Raw genomic sequence first — 13,770 nt, forward strand, 5'->3', positions numbered from 1 at the left:
CCTGCGCGGTACACACAGCAACAGCGTTGCAGCGTGCCAGTGTGGTGAGACCCACAGCCGCTGACACAAAACGACAACCAGACCACGGTATCGATGAGCGAGTGTTCGCGCGCTCATCAAAATTCTTCGTTCGAGGGCAGCTGGAAACATTTCCAACTGCCCGTGTTTCATGCGCTCAAATGCAATCGCGAATTGCGCGGCACGCCGATGAGCAGAAACTCCATCTGGTCGGCCAGAATCTTGCGATTGCTCAGAATGAACGCCTCATATCGGTTCGGCGCGTACGGCACATAGTGCAGCTTCATGCCCGCCGCCTCGGGCGTGCGGTCCGCCTTGCGGTGGTTGCACGCCTTGCAGGCAGCGACCAGGTTCGTCCACGTGTCCGCGCCGCCCTTGGACCTCGGCACGATGTGCTCGAGATCGAGTTGATCGGCGCGAAACCGCTGAGCGCAGTACGCGCAGATGTATCGATCGCGAGCGAGCAGCATGTCCTTGTTCAGCGTCGGCACCACATCGAAGTGCCGGACCATGAAGTCCCGGCCCTTGATCGCGATGATCGAGCTGGCGCGAATCATGGACTGCAGGCCCGTGACCCGCTGCATGCCGCCGTGGAGCACGAACTCGTGCTGACCGGCGGCCCACGCGATCATGTCGGTCGCGTAGTAGTGCGCGGCCTGGCGAACGCTCACCCACCGGTGCGGAGCGCCGGCGACGTCAAGCGCGAGAATGTGCGGACTCATCGTTGCTCCTCCTGGTCCAGTGAGCGAAACAAAGGTTGCAGCTGAGGGGCGGCCTCACGCGTGCGTGCTTGAAACAAAACCTCGCGGTCGAGGCACTGGAGGAGGTTGGCCGGCGCCGAGAGAAGTCTCGTGCGGCTTGGCTCCTGGTGTCCCGTCCGGCTGTCGCCTTCGGGGCAGGAGCCCTGAAGACGTTACTTGCTACCTGAATGCCATGGGCAGCCGAACACGCCGCGATCTGATTCGCGTTGCGTGTTTTCGAGGGCGTTGCCGTGTCTCAGGTGCATGGAATTCGGGGGTTGACGAAAGTTCAAACCGGCGGCGAGTCTAGCAATGGAATATTTCATTCACAACTATTTTTTGGGCACAACTGTTTTGTGATTGTGAGTCAGGTCCGACGCAACGATTTACGTAATGTTTCATTCGCTCGCGCCCTCAGACGGTCACGCAGCGATTGCGGCCTTCTTGCTTGGCTCGATACAGCGCTTTGTCGGCGCGGTCGAACGCGGTGCCGGCGGTGTCGTCGGGCGACAGTGCGGTCACGCCGCTGGAAATCGTGATGGAGACCGGCGAGCCGCGGAAGTGAAAGCCGATTTCGGCGATGGCCGTGCGGATTTGCTCGCCGAAGCGCAAGGCATCTTCCAGATGCGTGCCGGGCAGAATCATCACGAACTCCTCGCCGCCGTAGCGTGCGATGAAGTCGGTCGAACGGATGCGACTCGCGAAACAGTCGGCGACGACACGCAACACGCGGTCGCCGGCGCGATGCCCGTAGGTATCGTTGATGCGCTTGAAATGATCCACGTCCCACACGGCAAGACAAGTCGCTTGTTTGAAACGACGCAGACGATGCAGCTCGTCATCGACGCGCTTGTCGTACGCCTGACGATTGGGAATCCCGGTGAGCACGTCGAGCGTCGAGGCGCGTTGCTCATCCTGTAACTGACTTTGCAGCCGCTTGGCTTCGGCTTCCAGCTCGAGGATGCGGGAGCGCATCTGCTCGTTGCGAGTGCTGATGGCTGCGGCAAAGGTGGCTTCACGCTGCCGGAAGTCCTTCAGGTGCTTGTCGATTGCATCCATGCGGCTGCGGACCTGATGACGGATCTGCAACAGATCCTTGGCGGTCTCGACGGTCTCGCCCATGGCCTTGATCTCGCCGACCAGCTGCGTGTTCAAGGTCTCGCTGCTGGCTTGCGACTGCGCCTGGTTCTGGTGCTGTTCGGCGACGAACTGGCCGATCTCGTCCAGCTTGCCGACCATGTGACCGAGCAGCGCTTCGATTTCCTCCTTGGCGCGCTCGATGTGCTGGATGCGCTTGCCGACCATGTCGGTCAGGGTGGCGAGCACGTCGGGCAACTGCTCGCTGGTCAGCGCGGCCGAGAGCTTCTGATCCAACGCATCCGCCTGCTCGACCAACTCGGCATCACGCCGCAGCTCGAGGAGCAGGGCGCCGAGAATGGAGCGCACGCGCTCGTCGTTGGCGAGCCCACTCTCCGATGAGTTCGTCAGGGGTGGGGGCAGCGGATGATCGAGTGCGCCGATCGCTTCGGTGAGCGCCGGGGTGAGCTTTTCCAGCTCCTCCGCCGTGGTCTCGCGACGGATGACGGCCTGCAGCTTGCGAAGCTGTTCATCCAGCGGCGGCGCCAGGCCGAGCGCGGCCGTGCAAAGGCGGCCGACCAGCCGTTTCAGCGCCGTTTCCATGGCGCGAAACTGCAGTTGCTGCTCTTCCAGCCGGCCCAGGCTGTCGTAGTACTTGGTGCGCCAGGGGTCAGTATCTGTGGCGGTCGTCACAACACATCACTCGAACTTCGGTTCGCCGTTGATTCTGTCTGCCGAGTGTTTCGGCTGCTTCAGAAGCAGAGCGTGATGCGTATTTAATCGAAGCGGCGGCCGGACTCTTGAGTGAAGTGGCTCGCAAAAGCGCAATGAAGGTGCCGCCGGCTGCGCGGTTCAGGGTTCCCCTGAGGCGGCGAAGATGTGCTCCAGATAGGCCTTGAACAGCGTGGTCCTGCGCTCCGGCAGCGGCAGGCCGGTGGCCGCCGCGCTTTCGATGCGATCGACGCGAAAGGTCCGATAGTCCTGGCGCAGCTCGCACCACGCGCCCAACGACGGCTGATGATAGAAGGCGATGACCAGCGGCCACACCGTCCGCTCGGTGCGCGCGCCGTCCGGTCCCTGGTAGACGATCGTCACCTTTTCTTCCTTGCGCAGGGCTTCGCGAATGATGGGCAGGACGGGCAGGCGCGTCGGCTCATTCGGCTGTGGAAAGGCATACAGGCCGATCGAGTCGATCTGCTCGCGCAGGTCGTCGGGGGTCGCCATCGCGATCTTGGCGATGGCATTGCTGGCCGCGCGCGCCAGCCCGGCGTCAGCCTGTCGCTCTACCCAGTAAGCGCCAAGCCGCAGCGCTTCGAGCTCGCTCGGATCGAACATCAGCGGCGGCAGAAAGAACCCCGGGCGCAGCAGATAGCCCGTGCCGGCCTCGCCATCGATGGGCGCACCCAGGCCGATCAGGGTCTGCACGTCCCGATAGATGGTTCGCAGCGACACGCCCATTTCCTCGGCGAGCACCGCGGCGGTGACCGCCCGGCGGTGCCGGCGGAAGACATCGATGAGGGCGAACAGGCGTTCAGTTTTATTCATTGATGGGACAGGGCTGCTGACAGGATCTGACAGCAGTGCCGACTACACTGCCGGCAAGCATAGCGTTTCACCTCACGGAGAGCCGACCCATGTTGAAAACCTACCAGGGCAGCTGCCATTGCGGCGCCGTTCGCTACGAGGCGGACATCGATTTGAGCCAGGGCACGAGCCGGTGCAATTGCTCGATCTGCAGGAAGACGCGGTACTGGGGCACGGTGATCAAGCCCGAGGCCTTCCGCCTTCTGACCGACGAGGCGCAGCTCGGCGATTACCAATTCGCCTCCAAGCAAGGTCACCAGCTGTTCTGCAAAAGTTGCGGCTTGCGTTCGTTCAGCCGCGGCAACGTGCCGGAGATCGGCGGCGCGTTCGTTTCCATCAACATTGCGTGCCTCGACGGCGTGTCGGATGAAGAGCTGGCCGCGCTGCCGATCAAATATCTCAATGGCCGCGACTACGACTGGTTTCACGAGCCGAAGGTCACGAGTTATTTGTAGGTCGACTCCGACAGTGCAGAAACTGCGCGTTACTTAATTACAAACATTTCGCCGTCGCTGCGCTTTGATCGCAGCGACGGCGCAGTCGTTCCCTCAAGCAGCGCTAAGCGCATCGCCCGTGCAGCGAGGTGCGCTTCCCCTACGCGTAATACGGTCCTGCCTGCTGCCATTTGCATGCGGGCACTTGCGACCCAATTCGCGAATTGCAGATAGCAAGTCCCTATTCTTGCCGTATTGTTGTGGGATCAATGCCGCTGCACGCGATGTTCGTGACCGTTCCAATCAATCGCGCCCACCGACTCGGGTCGGGCTTCACCATGATCGAGCTGCTGGTGACGGTGGCTGTGGCCAGCATCACGCTCGCCCTGGCGGTGCCGGCCTTCACTCAGATGACCGTCAACAGCCGGCTGACGACGCAAGCAAACGAAGTCGTCGCCGCGCTCAACCTGGCCCGCTCCGAGGCGATCAAGCGCAATGTCCGTGTGTCGTTCTGTCGTGTCGAATCGGAACAGGCGGTGGATTGCGAGCTCGCTACGGGTCGCTGGACTCATTGGATCGTCACGACCGGCGATGGCGGCAACGTGATTCGCCGAGGCGTGGTGAACACGTTCTCCGGCGGCATCAGCATGCGATCCACGTTGACGGAAGATCAGGTCACGTTCCGCCCGGAAGGCCTGGCTTATAGCGGCGACGCCCTCGTTGCCGATGAGCGCATCACCGTATGCGCCCCGCGTAATGGCAGCGGCAGGCACGTAACTTTGGGACGGGGCAGCCGGCTGTCGACGGAGTCGATCGACGAGGACTGCGCAGCATGAGGAACAACGGACCTCGCGCGCAGGCAGGCGTCGGCTTGATCGAAGTTCTGGTCTCGCTGCTGGTGCTCTCGATCGGCATGCTCGGCCTCGCCGGGCTGCAAATGTACAGCCTGCGAAACAATCAAGGCGCGATGGAGCGCAGCCTGGCCGTGGTGGAAACACATTCCATCGTCGATGCGATGCGCGCCGATCGAGCCGCGGCGCTCGCCGGAGACTTCGACTTCGACACCGAAAACGCGGCGGGCCTCACGGGCGAGACCTTCGCCGAACGTTCCCTGGAAACGTGGCGCGCGAATCTGCTCAACACCTTGGGTCCGGGCGCGAGCGGCGTCGTCGCGTGCACCAGCACCGGCACGAACTCCGGCGTGTGCACGATCACGGTCCGCTGGGCCGATGAGCGTTCGGTCGGCGGCCCGACGGACCGCGAGACGGCTCAGCAACAGGAAGTGACGACCGAGGTGCAGTTGTGAGCGAGCGCGGCTTCACGCTCGTCGAGCTGATGATCTCGATGGTGCTCGGGCTGGTGATCATCGGCGGCGCAACCGGCGTCATTCTCGCCAATCGGCAGAGTTACCGCGCGAACGAAGGGTTGTCGCAGATTCAGGAGAGCGCACGCACCGCGTTTGAATTGCTCGCGCGCGACGTGCGGCAAGCGGGCGTGACCGGGTGCGATAGCAATGGCCGGGTTGCAAACGTGCTGCGATCGGACTCGGGCGCGCTGTGGTGGCAGGACTGGTTCGGAATTCGGGGCTTCGAGGGCACGGAGGACGACAGTGCCGTCGAGTTCGGCGCCGGCGCGCCGCCCGCCAATCGCATCGAGGGCACGGATTCCATCCAGTTGCAGGGCATTGAAGGCACTGGCCTGACCGTCGTCCAGCACGTGGCGACTTCGGCAAATTTCAAAATCAATGTGCCGAGCACCGCGATCGCCAAGAACGACATCGTGATGGTTTGTGACTTCGACCACGCGGCGATTTTCAAGATCACCAATTACAACAGCGCCAACAGCACGGTCGTTCACAACCCGAAAGAATCGACGGATCCTTACAATTGCTCCAAGGGTCTGGGTTATCCGGTCGACTGCGACACACCGGGCGCCGTTGGCAACGACTACACCTACGGACCCAATTCGCAGCTGTCGCGCCTGAAGGCCGTGGACTGGTACATCGGCGACAACCAGCGTCCCGCCGAAGGCGGCCGATCGTTGTTTCGACGTTCGCTGAGCGGCGCAGCCGAAGAAATCGTTGCCGGCGTCGCCGACATGCAGATCTCTTATCGCGAGGCGGGCGAGACGGAATTCGGCCCGGCCGCGCCCGACACGGTCTGGTCCAACGTCAACGCCGTGATGATCACGCTCACTCTAAACAGCGTCGATGCGCGCCTGTCGACCAATGCCAGCGAGAACTCCGGGCGGCTCGAGCGCAGCTTCACCAATATCATCACTTTGAGGAATCGCGTGCCATGAGGACTGCGCGCCGTGATCAACGAGGCGTGGCGCTGATCGTCTCGCTGGTGCTGCTCGTGGTGGCGACGCTCATCGGTCTGGCGGCCGTGCGCGGCACCAGTCTGCAGGAACACATGAGCGCCAATATGTACGACCGCTCGCTCGCCTTTCAGCGCGCCGAATCGGCGTTGCGCGCGGCCGAAGTCGCGATCGTGGCCAATGGTCGCATCGACGCTCTGCGCGGTGTCGATTGTCGGGCCGTGACCGGTGTGACTTGCCCGGTGATTCCCGATAACACGTTCACCGGCACCAGCGCGAACTGGGTCGCGGTCGATCAGGATCACGATGTGAACAGCGCCAAGACGCCAGGCACGCCGGAATATTTCGTCCAGTTCATGGGCACAGGTCCCGCCCAGAGCAGCTTCGATCTGGAAGCGAATGCCGACTCGGCCGCGTACGGCGCGACTACCTATAAAGGTGTCGCCTACTATCGAATCACCGCGCGCAGCAGCGCTCCCGCAGACGCCGCCGACCGATCCATCGTCGTGCTGCAATCCACCGTCAAGCGTGCGTATTGATGTGGCGCAAGTCGAGGACGTCATGTCGATGAGCAAAGAAACGCCGCGGGCGTGGCGCTATGTTCTTGCGAAGCTTCGTTACGCTTTAGCGGGTGCGTTGCTGACTGTTCTCGCCGGCGCGGCGAGCGGTCAAACGGCGAGCAATACCGTGGCGCAGTCCCCGCTCACTGTCGCGGGCAATGTCCCCGGCAATCTGCTGCTGGTGCCGTCGGTCGAGTATCCGACGCTCGACAGCATGGCGAATCTCGGCAACTACGACGTGGCGCGTGCGTACACCGGCTATTTCGATCCGGCCAAGTGTTACAAGTATTCGTACAGCGCGACTGAGACGGATCGATATTTCTATCCGGTCGGCAAGAGCGAGACACGCACCTGTAGCAGCAGCTTGCAGCAGTGGAGCGGCAACTATCTGAACTGGGCGACGACCCAGACCATCGATCCGTTTCGCAAGGCGCTGACCGGCGGTCATCGAGTGAAGGACGAGGCCAACGTCACCTGGTTGGAAAAGGCGCGCTACGACGGCAACGGCGCCAACAGTCTGTTCCCGAATCGCCGCATCCCGGCGAGCGGCAGCAGTTCCAGCCTGGTGAGCGGCGCGACGCCGGCCAGCTGGAGCGATTTCACCTATCGCATCTGGACCCTCGGTAATCGCATGCGCTTCACGCGCTCGGGCAATCTCAACTCGGATCCCGTCATTGCCTACGATCCCTCGACGCACACATCGCTCGACGGCTCGAAAGTCTATGAGGTCAGCGTCCGCGTGAAGGTGTGCGACTCGAGCATCGGCGTCGAGAGCAACTGCGTGCAGTACTCTTCAGGCTGGAAGCCGGAAGGCCTGATCCAGAAATATTCCAGCCGCATCCGCTATAGCGTGTTCGGCTATCTCAACGACAGCAACATTCTGCGAGATGGCGGCGTGCTGCGCGCCCGCCAGAAATTCGTCGGCGAATACAAGCTCGACCCCTCCAGCAATCTGCTGGTCGCGAACGGCAACCGCGAATGGGATCCTGCCACCGGCATCCTGGTGCCGAACCCGGATGCAGCGGATGCGTCAGCGACGGCCGGCGTCGTCGGTCAGACCATCAAGTTCAGCGGGGTGATCAATTACATCAACCGATTCGGCCAGATGACCACGCAGAATCACAAGAGCTACGACCCGGTGAGCGAGCTCTACTACGCGGCCATTCGTTATCTGAAACGCCAGGGCAACGTGCCCGAGTACAGTGGGCTGAGCGGCACCTCCTCGCAGCGCTACAACTATGCGGACGGCTTCCCCGTGATCACCGACTGGGACGATCCGATGCAGTACAGCTGTCAGAACAACGCGCTGCTCGGCATCGGCGATGTGAACACTCATCGCGACAAGGATCTGCCGGGCAGCGGTTCGACAACCGACGAGCCGGCCCGGCCGGGCGCAGTTTCATCCGACAAGACGGTGAACGTCGTGACGGCGACGCAGAAGGTCGCGCAGCTCGAAGGCATCACGATCGCGACGCCCTTCACCGGTCGCGAAAACTCCGCGTTCATCGCCGGCCTCGCTTACGACTCGCACACCAAGGATTTGCGCTCGGATCTCGAGGGCAAGCAGACGGTCTCGACTTATTGGGTGGACGTGCGTGAGGCCCAGGTGCTCGAGCCACGCGCACGCAATCAGTACTGGCTCGCGGCCAAGTATGGCGGCTTCAACGTGCCGGACGACTACGAACCGTACAAGCAGACCAAGGCGCTCGACGCATCGTTGTGGAGCAGCGGCGAAACGCTCTCGACCGGAGATCTGCGGCCCGAGAATTTTTATGTCGCGAGCGAAGCGGACAAGATGGTCGAAAGCTTGACGCGCGCATTCGCGAAGATCGCCGCCGAAACGCAAGGCGCGGGAACCGCGCTGTCCTCCACCTCGAGCCAGCTGCGAACCGATACGAAGATCTTCCAAGCGGTGTTCTACAACGGAACGTGGCGCGGTGACCTGCGTGCGTACTCGCTGGATGAGAAGGGTCTGGTGTCGAGCAGCCCGCAGTGGCGTGCCGGTGTGAACCTCACGGCGCGCGATTGGTCGACCCGGCGGATCTATTTCTACAACCCCCAAGGCAAGAACGCCGGCGCGCAGTACGCCGAATTCACCTGGGACAACCTGGGATCCACGCAGAAGACCGCGCTGGGCTCGGAGGACGTGGTGAACTACCTGGCAGGCGATCGCAGCAAGGAGGAGTCGCAGACCAACGGCACCTTGCGAACGCGCACCGGCGTGCTTGGTGACATCGTCAATTCCAGCCCGGTCTACGTGGCCGCACCGAATGCGTCATTGTATGAGCGCGCTTCGTTCACGGGCGCGTCGTCCTATGTGAAATTTGCGAACAGCATGTCCAAGCGCACGCCCGTCGTCTATGTGGGCGCGAACGACGGCATGTTGCACGGGTTCGACGCGAGCGACGATGAGGCGGAGCGAGGCGAGGAGACGTACGCGTTCGTGCCCAACGGCGCCATCCTCAACGGATTGCGCACATACAGCGAGCCCACCTACGAACATCGTTATTTTGTCGACGGCGAAATGGTCGTGACCGATGTCTACGACACCCGCGACAAGCGCTGGAAGACCATTCTGGTCGGCACGATGGGACGCGGCGGACCCGGGGTGTTCGCGCTGGATGTCACCGATCCGGCCGACGTGACGTTCCTTTGGGAAAAGAACGGCGCCGACATTCCGGCGTTGGGCAAAAATATCGGCCGCCCCGTCATTGCTCAAGTCGCCGACGGCGATTGGCGCGTGCTGATGGGCAACGGCCACGCGACCTCGGCGGGCTCGGCGCAGCTCATCATGATCAATGTGATCACTGGCGCGGTGACGACAGCCGACACCGGCGCAAGCGGCAGCAATGCACTGAGCGCGGTGATGGCTCGCGATTCGGATGGCGATCGCATTTCCGACGTCGCGTACGCGGGCGATCTGAAGGGCAATCTCTGGAAGTTCAGCAGCCTCAACGGCACGCCGAGCGCGACCAAGATGTTCCAGGCGCGCGATCCGAGCGGCAATGCTCAGCCGATCACCGCCGCGCCGATCGCTGGACGGGATCCATCGACCGGCACCGTCTGGGTATTCTTCGGCACCGGCCGTTACTTGAACGCCGCCGACCTGAACGATCGGCAGGTGCAGTCGTGGTACGGCATCAAAGACAGCAGCGTCAGCACCGCGACGCGCGGCGACCTGGTGCAAAGAGACATCATCGCCGAGTCGCAGCGGGACACCTTGACCCTAAGAGCCGTCGAAGAAGGATCGGCCGGCGATCTGAAGGGCCGGCGCGGCTGGTACATGGATCTGATCTCGCCGGGGCGCGCGCCAAGGGGCGAGCGAGTCATCGTGCCAAATCAGTTCGTCGGCACGGCGTTGCTCGCAACCACGCGCATTCCCGAAGCGGCCGACATCTGCAAGCCGACCGGCACCGGCTTCATCATGGCGATCGATCCGTTCACCGGCGCGCGTATGCCCGATACGTTCTTCGACGTGAGCCGCGACGGCAAGTACACGAGCCTGGACCACATGTCGATGGAGTCTGGCTCGGGCACTTCGCAGGATGGCGTCGTAGTCTCCGGTGTCGCCGTCGGCGACGCCATCGCGGGCCAGACGACCGTGGTCGGCAGCGATATCCACTTCCAAACCACCGGCGGCGTCCAGGATCAGCTCGGCTTTCAGGTGCCCGCCACGGCCGCCGGCCGGATGAGCTGGCGCGAGATCGTGAATTGAGCTTGCAGGCGATGAATATGAGCTATGAACCGATGCGCCGGCGTGCGGCCGGCATGACGTTGATCGAGCTGATGGTCGTCATGGCGATCGTCGCCATCCTCGCCGCGATCGCGTATCCGTCGTATCGATCTCACATTGCGAAGACCCACCGCAAGGCCGCTGCCGCTTGCCTGTCGCAACATGCGCACTTCATGGAGCGCTACTACACGACGAATCTCAGCTACGAGGGCGCCGAGCCCGATCTCGGCTGCAAAACCGAGAGCGATCTGGATCGCTTCTATACGTTTCCCGAGCCTGAGATCGATGGGCGCTCGTACACCGTCACCGCCGTTCCCACCGACTCACAAGACGCCACCGATCCCAACCATTGCGGCGAGCTGAGCCTGGATCAGACCGGCGATCGCGAGCCGAAGAACGACGCATGCTGGTGAGGCGATCAACGTTGGCCGGCCAGCTCCCAGACAGCGGCAGCGAACTCGTTCGGCGCCTCTTCCGGCAGGTTGTGACCTGCGCCTGCGACGATACGATGTGATCGCGGCCCGGTAAATTTCTTTGCCGACGCCGTGCCGTCGGTAGCTGGCACCACGCCGTCCGCTGCGCCATCGAGCGTGATCGTCGGCACAGCGATGGCCGGCAGCGCCGCCAATCGCTTCTCGACCGCTTCGTACTGCGCGTAGCCCGGCGCCAGACCGAGACGATGCCGGTACGAATGAATCACGACATCGACGTAGTCCGAATTGTCGAAAGCCGCGGCATGTCGGGCCAAGGTGGCTGCATCGAAATGCCAGTTCGGCGAGTTGCGGGTCCACAGGGTTTTCGCGATCTCGCGTCGATTCGCGATCAGTCCGGCGCGGCCGCGCTCGGTTTGGAAGTAATACTGATACCACAGCCCGGATTCGACAGCCGGTGACAGCGGCTTGCCGGCGTTGGCGATGTCTTGAATGAGATAACTGTTCACGGACACGAGCCCACTGCAACGCTCTGGCCAGAGTGCGGCGACGACGCAGGCGGCGCGTCCACCCCAGTCATAACCGGCGAGCACGGCGCGCTCGATCTTCAATGCATCCATGAAGTCCACCACATCGACACCGATGGCCGCTTGCTGGCCTGCGCGAGGTGTTGCGCTGTCGAGAAAGCGCGTCGAGCCATGCCCGCGCAGGTACGGAACGATCACTCGAGCACCGCGCGCCGCGAGCATCGGGGCGACATCGACGTAGCTGTCGATGGAGTAGGGGAAGCCGTGCAGTAACAGGACGACCGGGCCGTTGCTCGGCCCGGTCTCGTAGTAACCAATGCTCAGCACACCCGCCTTGATCTGGTTGGCAACCAGGGGCGGATTGGCGGCGTGCGCGGTTGTCATAAATGCGATCTTCGATGTGAGGGCCGCGGCTGCGGTCGTTGCGAGAAAGCCGCGGCGGGTGTGTGAGTACTGGTTGCTCATGTCGGCGGTCAGCGGCTGGTCGCGGCGGCGATGATCACATCCGCGACTTCCTTGGGATGGGAAACCATCGGCACGTGGCTGCTCGGCACCGTCGTCACCTTCGCATGAATCTTCTGCGCGGTCTTGGACTCGTATGCCGGCTGGATCATGTGATCCTTGCTGGCCACGATGTACCAGCTCGGCTTGGTTTCCCAGGCGGCCGCCGAGACCTTCTCATCGAAGCTCGCGCCCCGAATCGGGCCTTGAGTGATCGCGATCAGGTTGGCTTCTTCTCGCGTCACGTCCTGCGCGAAGTCGGTGGCGACGGCTTCGGCCGGCAGCGACAGGAATCCGGCCGGGTCGGCCACGAGCTTGGCGATGCCCGGCGGCGTTTCGTAATTCTTGCCTTGATCGGCGGTCGACTCGCCCCTGGACGGCGCGAACGCGGCGACATACACCAGCGCTTTCACCTTGTCGTGGTTGCCCGCCTCGGTGATCACGGTGCCACCCCAGGAATGACCGACCAGCACCACGTTGCCCGATGCGTTGTCGATGGCGCGGCGCGCGGCAGCGACGTCGTCCGCGAGCGAGGTCAGCGGATTCTGCACCGAAATCACTTTGAGGCCGCGAGCCTGCAGCTTGGGGATGATCTTGTTCCAGCTCGAGCCGTCGGCAAACGCGCCGTGCACCAGCACGACGGTGGTGTCGGCGGCGCCCGCCGAAGCGAACGGCACGTGGGCGATGAATGCGGCCGCGGCCAGGAAACGAAGTAACGGACGACGAATCATGTGAGCTCCTCTGTGAATATCGGCGGGCGCTCATTGCAGCGGCGGCGTGTATCCGGGATGTGTGGTTGCGCTTGCGGCTGTGTGTTGCTTCGTTTCCGCGGCGGGTGCAGATACGTTCGGATACAATCGCCGTCCATGAAAACAATCGCCTCCGATGCCGGCCGCGCCAAGTCCTGGCGCGCAGCGTTGGTCGATCGTCAAGACGAGCTCTGGCAACGAGTGCGCGAGCATGGCGAGCAGCGCCGCCAGCACCTTTCCGAGCGGGCGACCGGTGTCCTGGCGGACGCCCTCCAATGGCTCGCCGAGCTGCCGGAGCATTCCATCCACGCGGTGGTGACCGATCCGCCCTACGGCATGGTCGAGTTCGAGGAAAAGAATCATCGCAAGCTGCGGGCAGGTCGCGGCGGCGTGTGGCGCATTCCTCCGTCCTTCGATGGCGCCAAACGCAACCCGTTGCCGCGGTTCACGGTGCTCTCGCAGGAAGAAATCAGCGCGCTCTATAACTTCTTCGGGGCGCTCGCTTACGGATTGAACCGGGCGCTCGTCCCCGGCGGGCATGTGTTCCTCGCGTCCAATCCTTTGCTTTCCACGATGACGTTTCATGCCTTTCAACGCGCGGGTTTCGAAAAGCGCGGTGAAGTGATCCGGCTCGTGCAGACTTTACGCGGTGGCGATCGTCCCAAGGGCGCGGAAAAAGAATTCTCCGACGTCTCGATGATGGCCCGCTCGTGCTGGGAGCCGTGGGGCGTGTTCAGAAAACCGTTCGAAGGGACCGCGGCGGACAATTTGCGCAAGTGGGGCACCGGCGGTCTGCGCCGGATCTCGGGCGAAGAGCCGTTCAAGGACGTCATCACTTGTTCGCCGACGCGCGGCGCCGAGCGTGAGATCGCACCTCATCCGTCGCTCAAGCCGCAACGTTTCCTGCGTCAGCTCGTGCGTGCGGCATTGCCTCTGGGCATCGGCATCGTTTATGACCCGTTCGCCGGCAGCACCTCGACACTCGCCGCCGCCGATCGTCTGGGCTACCTGTCCATTGGCACGGAACGCGACGTGACCTACTTCGCGATGGGTTGCAAAGCATTCCCGCAATTGAAGGCGCTGGCGCTCGGCTGAGG

At 62.9% G+C, this 13,770-nt stretch carries 13 protein-coding genes; 8 read left to right on the forward strand and 5 right to left on the reverse strand.

Features of this window, described 5'->3' with window-relative positions:
* Positions 1-167 precede the first annotated feature (167 nt).
* The 3 genes from GYH35_RS27580 to GYH35_RS27590 all read right to left on the reverse strand — a co-directional run bounded on the left by GYH35_RS27580 (position 168) and on the right by GYH35_RS27590 (position 3,380).
* Positions 168-740 carry an HNH endonuclease gene (locus GYH35_RS27580; protein ID WP_161830081.1) on the reverse strand — a complete coding sequence of 191 codons (573 nt, stop codon included), beginning with the start codon at positions 738-740 and terminating at the stop codon, positions 168-170.
* A 432-nt stretch (positions 741-1,172) separates the two neighbouring features.
* A complete protein-coding gene (locus tag GYH35_RS27585; RefSeq protein ID WP_161830082.1) occupies positions 1,173-2,528 on the reverse strand; it encodes a sensor domain-containing diguanylate cyclase in 1,356 nt (451 codons plus the stop codon).
* A gap of 159 nt (positions 2,529-2,687) precedes the next feature.
* Positions 2,688-3,380, reverse strand: a complete 693-nt coding sequence (locus GYH35_RS27590; protein WP_161830083.1) for a helix-turn-helix transcriptional regulator — start codon at positions 3,378-3,380, stop codon at positions 2,688-2,690.
* Positions 3,381-3,469: 89 nt separating this feature from the next.
* Between GYH35_RS27590 and GYH35_RS27595 the strand changes: the two genes are divergently transcribed.
* The 7 genes from GYH35_RS27595 (at position 3,470) to GYH35_RS27625 (ending at position 10,878) form a co-directional block, all read left to right on the forward strand.
* Positions 3,470-3,874 (forward strand): GFA family protein, encoded by a 405-nt coding sequence (locus tag GYH35_RS27595; protein ID WP_161813438.1) that lies wholly within the window; start codon positions 3,470-3,472, stop codon positions 3,872-3,874.
* Positions 3,875-4,143: 269 nt separating this feature from the next.
* The gene (locus GYH35_RS35190) at positions 4,144-4,689 is read left to right on the forward strand and encodes a GspH/FimT family pseudopilin (protein ID WP_161813439.1); all 546 of its coding nucleotides are present in this window, start codon (positions 4,144-4,146) and stop codon (positions 4,687-4,689) included.
* Positions 4,686-5,159 (forward strand): type IV pilus modification protein PilV, encoded by a 474-nt coding sequence (gene pilV / locus GYH35_RS27605; RefSeq protein WP_161813440.1) that lies wholly within the window; start codon positions 4,686-4,688, stop codon positions 5,157-5,159. Before GYH35_RS35190 ends, pilV begins: the two co-directional genes overlap by 4 nt.
* Positions 5,156-6,154, forward strand: a complete 999-nt coding sequence (locus GYH35_RS27610; protein WP_161830084.1) for a prepilin-type N-terminal cleavage/methylation domain-containing protein — start codon at positions 5,156-5,158, stop codon at positions 6,152-6,154. The genes pilV and GYH35_RS27610 overlap by 4 nt, the downstream gene beginning before the upstream one ends.
* Positions 6,151-6,711 (forward strand): pilus assembly PilX family protein, encoded by a 561-nt coding sequence (locus GYH35_RS27615; protein WP_161830085.1) that lies wholly within the window; start codon positions 6,151-6,153, stop codon positions 6,709-6,711. The genes GYH35_RS27610 and GYH35_RS27615 overlap by 4 nt, the downstream gene beginning before the upstream one ends.
* 22 nt (positions 6,712-6,733) lie before the next feature.
* Positions 6,734-10,447 carry a pilus assembly protein gene (locus GYH35_RS27620; protein ID WP_161830086.1) on the forward strand — a complete coding sequence of 1,238 codons (3,714 nt, stop codon included), beginning with the start codon at positions 6,734-6,736 and terminating at the stop codon, positions 10,445-10,447.
* A gap of 17 nt (positions 10,448-10,464) precedes the next feature.
* Positions 10,465-10,878: a type IV pilin protein gene (locus GYH35_RS27625; protein WP_280178309.1), complete on the forward strand. Its 414-nt coding sequence runs from the start codon at positions 10,465-10,467 to the stop codon at positions 10,876-10,878.
* Positions 10,879-10,883: 5 nt separating this feature from the next.
* On the opposite strand, the gene GYH35_RS27630 is transcribed toward GYH35_RS27625, so the two are convergent.
* Positions 10,884-11,807 carry an alpha/beta fold hydrolase gene (locus GYH35_RS27630; protein WP_202624769.1) on the reverse strand — a complete coding sequence of 308 codons (924 nt, stop codon included), beginning with the start codon at positions 11,805-11,807 and terminating at the stop codon, positions 10,884-10,886.
* An 89-nt stretch (positions 11,808-11,896) separates the two neighbouring features.
* Positions 11,897-12,655, reverse strand: coding sequence for an alpha/beta fold hydrolase (locus tag GYH35_RS27635; protein ID WP_161830088.1), 759 nt, complete (start codon positions 12,653-12,655; stop codon positions 11,897-11,899).
* 135 nt (positions 12,656-12,790) lie between these two features.
* On the opposite strand from GYH35_RS27635, the gene GYH35_RS27640 reads away from it, so the two are divergent.
* On the forward strand, positions 12,791-13,768 hold the full coding sequence (locus GYH35_RS27640) for a DNA-methyltransferase (protein ID WP_161813446.1): 978 nt from the start codon (positions 12,791-12,793) through the stop codon (positions 13,766-13,768).
* Positions 13,769-13,770 lie beyond the last annotated feature (2 nt).

The sequence above is a fragment of the Steroidobacter agaridevorans genome (genome assembly GCF_009932555.1).
Lineage (GTDB): Bacteria > Pseudomonadota > Gammaproteobacteria > Steroidobacterales > Steroidobacteraceae > Steroidobacter > Steroidobacter agaridevorans.

What these genes read in the sequence shown, in the direction of transcription:
- GYH35_RS27580 (WP_161830081.1), bottom strand. Translation starts at nt 740, where the DNA reads ATGAGTCCGCACATTCTCGCGCTTGACGTCGCCGGCGCTCCGCACCGG.
- GYH35_RS27630 (WP_202624769.1), bottom strand. Translation starts at nt 11,807, where the DNA reads ATGACAACCGCGCACGCCGCCAATCCGCCCCTGGTTGCCAACCAGATC.
- GYH35_RS27595 (WP_161813438.1), top strand. Translation starts at nt 3,470, where the DNA reads ATGTTGAAAACCTACCAGGGCAGCTGCCATTGCGGCGCCGTTCGCTAC.
- GYH35_RS27635 (WP_161830088.1), bottom strand. Translation starts at nt 12,655, where the DNA reads ATGATTCGTCGTCCGTTACTTCGTTTCCTGGCCGCGGCCGCATTCATC.
- GYH35_RS27615 (WP_161830085.1), top strand. Translation starts at nt 6,151, where the DNA reads ATGAGGACTGCGCGCCGTGATCAACGAGGCGTGGCGCTGATCGTCTCG.
- GYH35_RS27640 (WP_161813446.1), top strand. Translation starts at nt 12,791, where the DNA reads ATGAAAACAATCGCCTCCGATGCCGGCCGCGCCAAGTCCTGGCGCGCA.
- GYH35_RS27625 (WP_280178309.1), top strand. Translation starts at nt 10,465, where the DNA reads ATGAGCTATGAACCGATGCGCCGGCGTGCGGCCGGCATGACGTTGATC.
- pilV (WP_161813440.1), top strand. Translation starts at nt 4,686, where the DNA reads ATGAGGAACAACGGACCTCGCGCGCAGGCAGGCGTCGGCTTGATCGAA.
- GYH35_RS27590 (WP_161830083.1), bottom strand. Translation starts at nt 3,380, where the DNA reads ATGAATAAAACTGAACGCCTGTTCGCCCTCATCGATGTCTTCCGCCGG.
- GYH35_RS27620 (WP_161830086.1), top strand. Translation starts at nt 6,734, where the DNA reads ATGTCGATGAGCAAAGAAACGCCGCGGGCGTGGCGCTATGTTCTTGCG.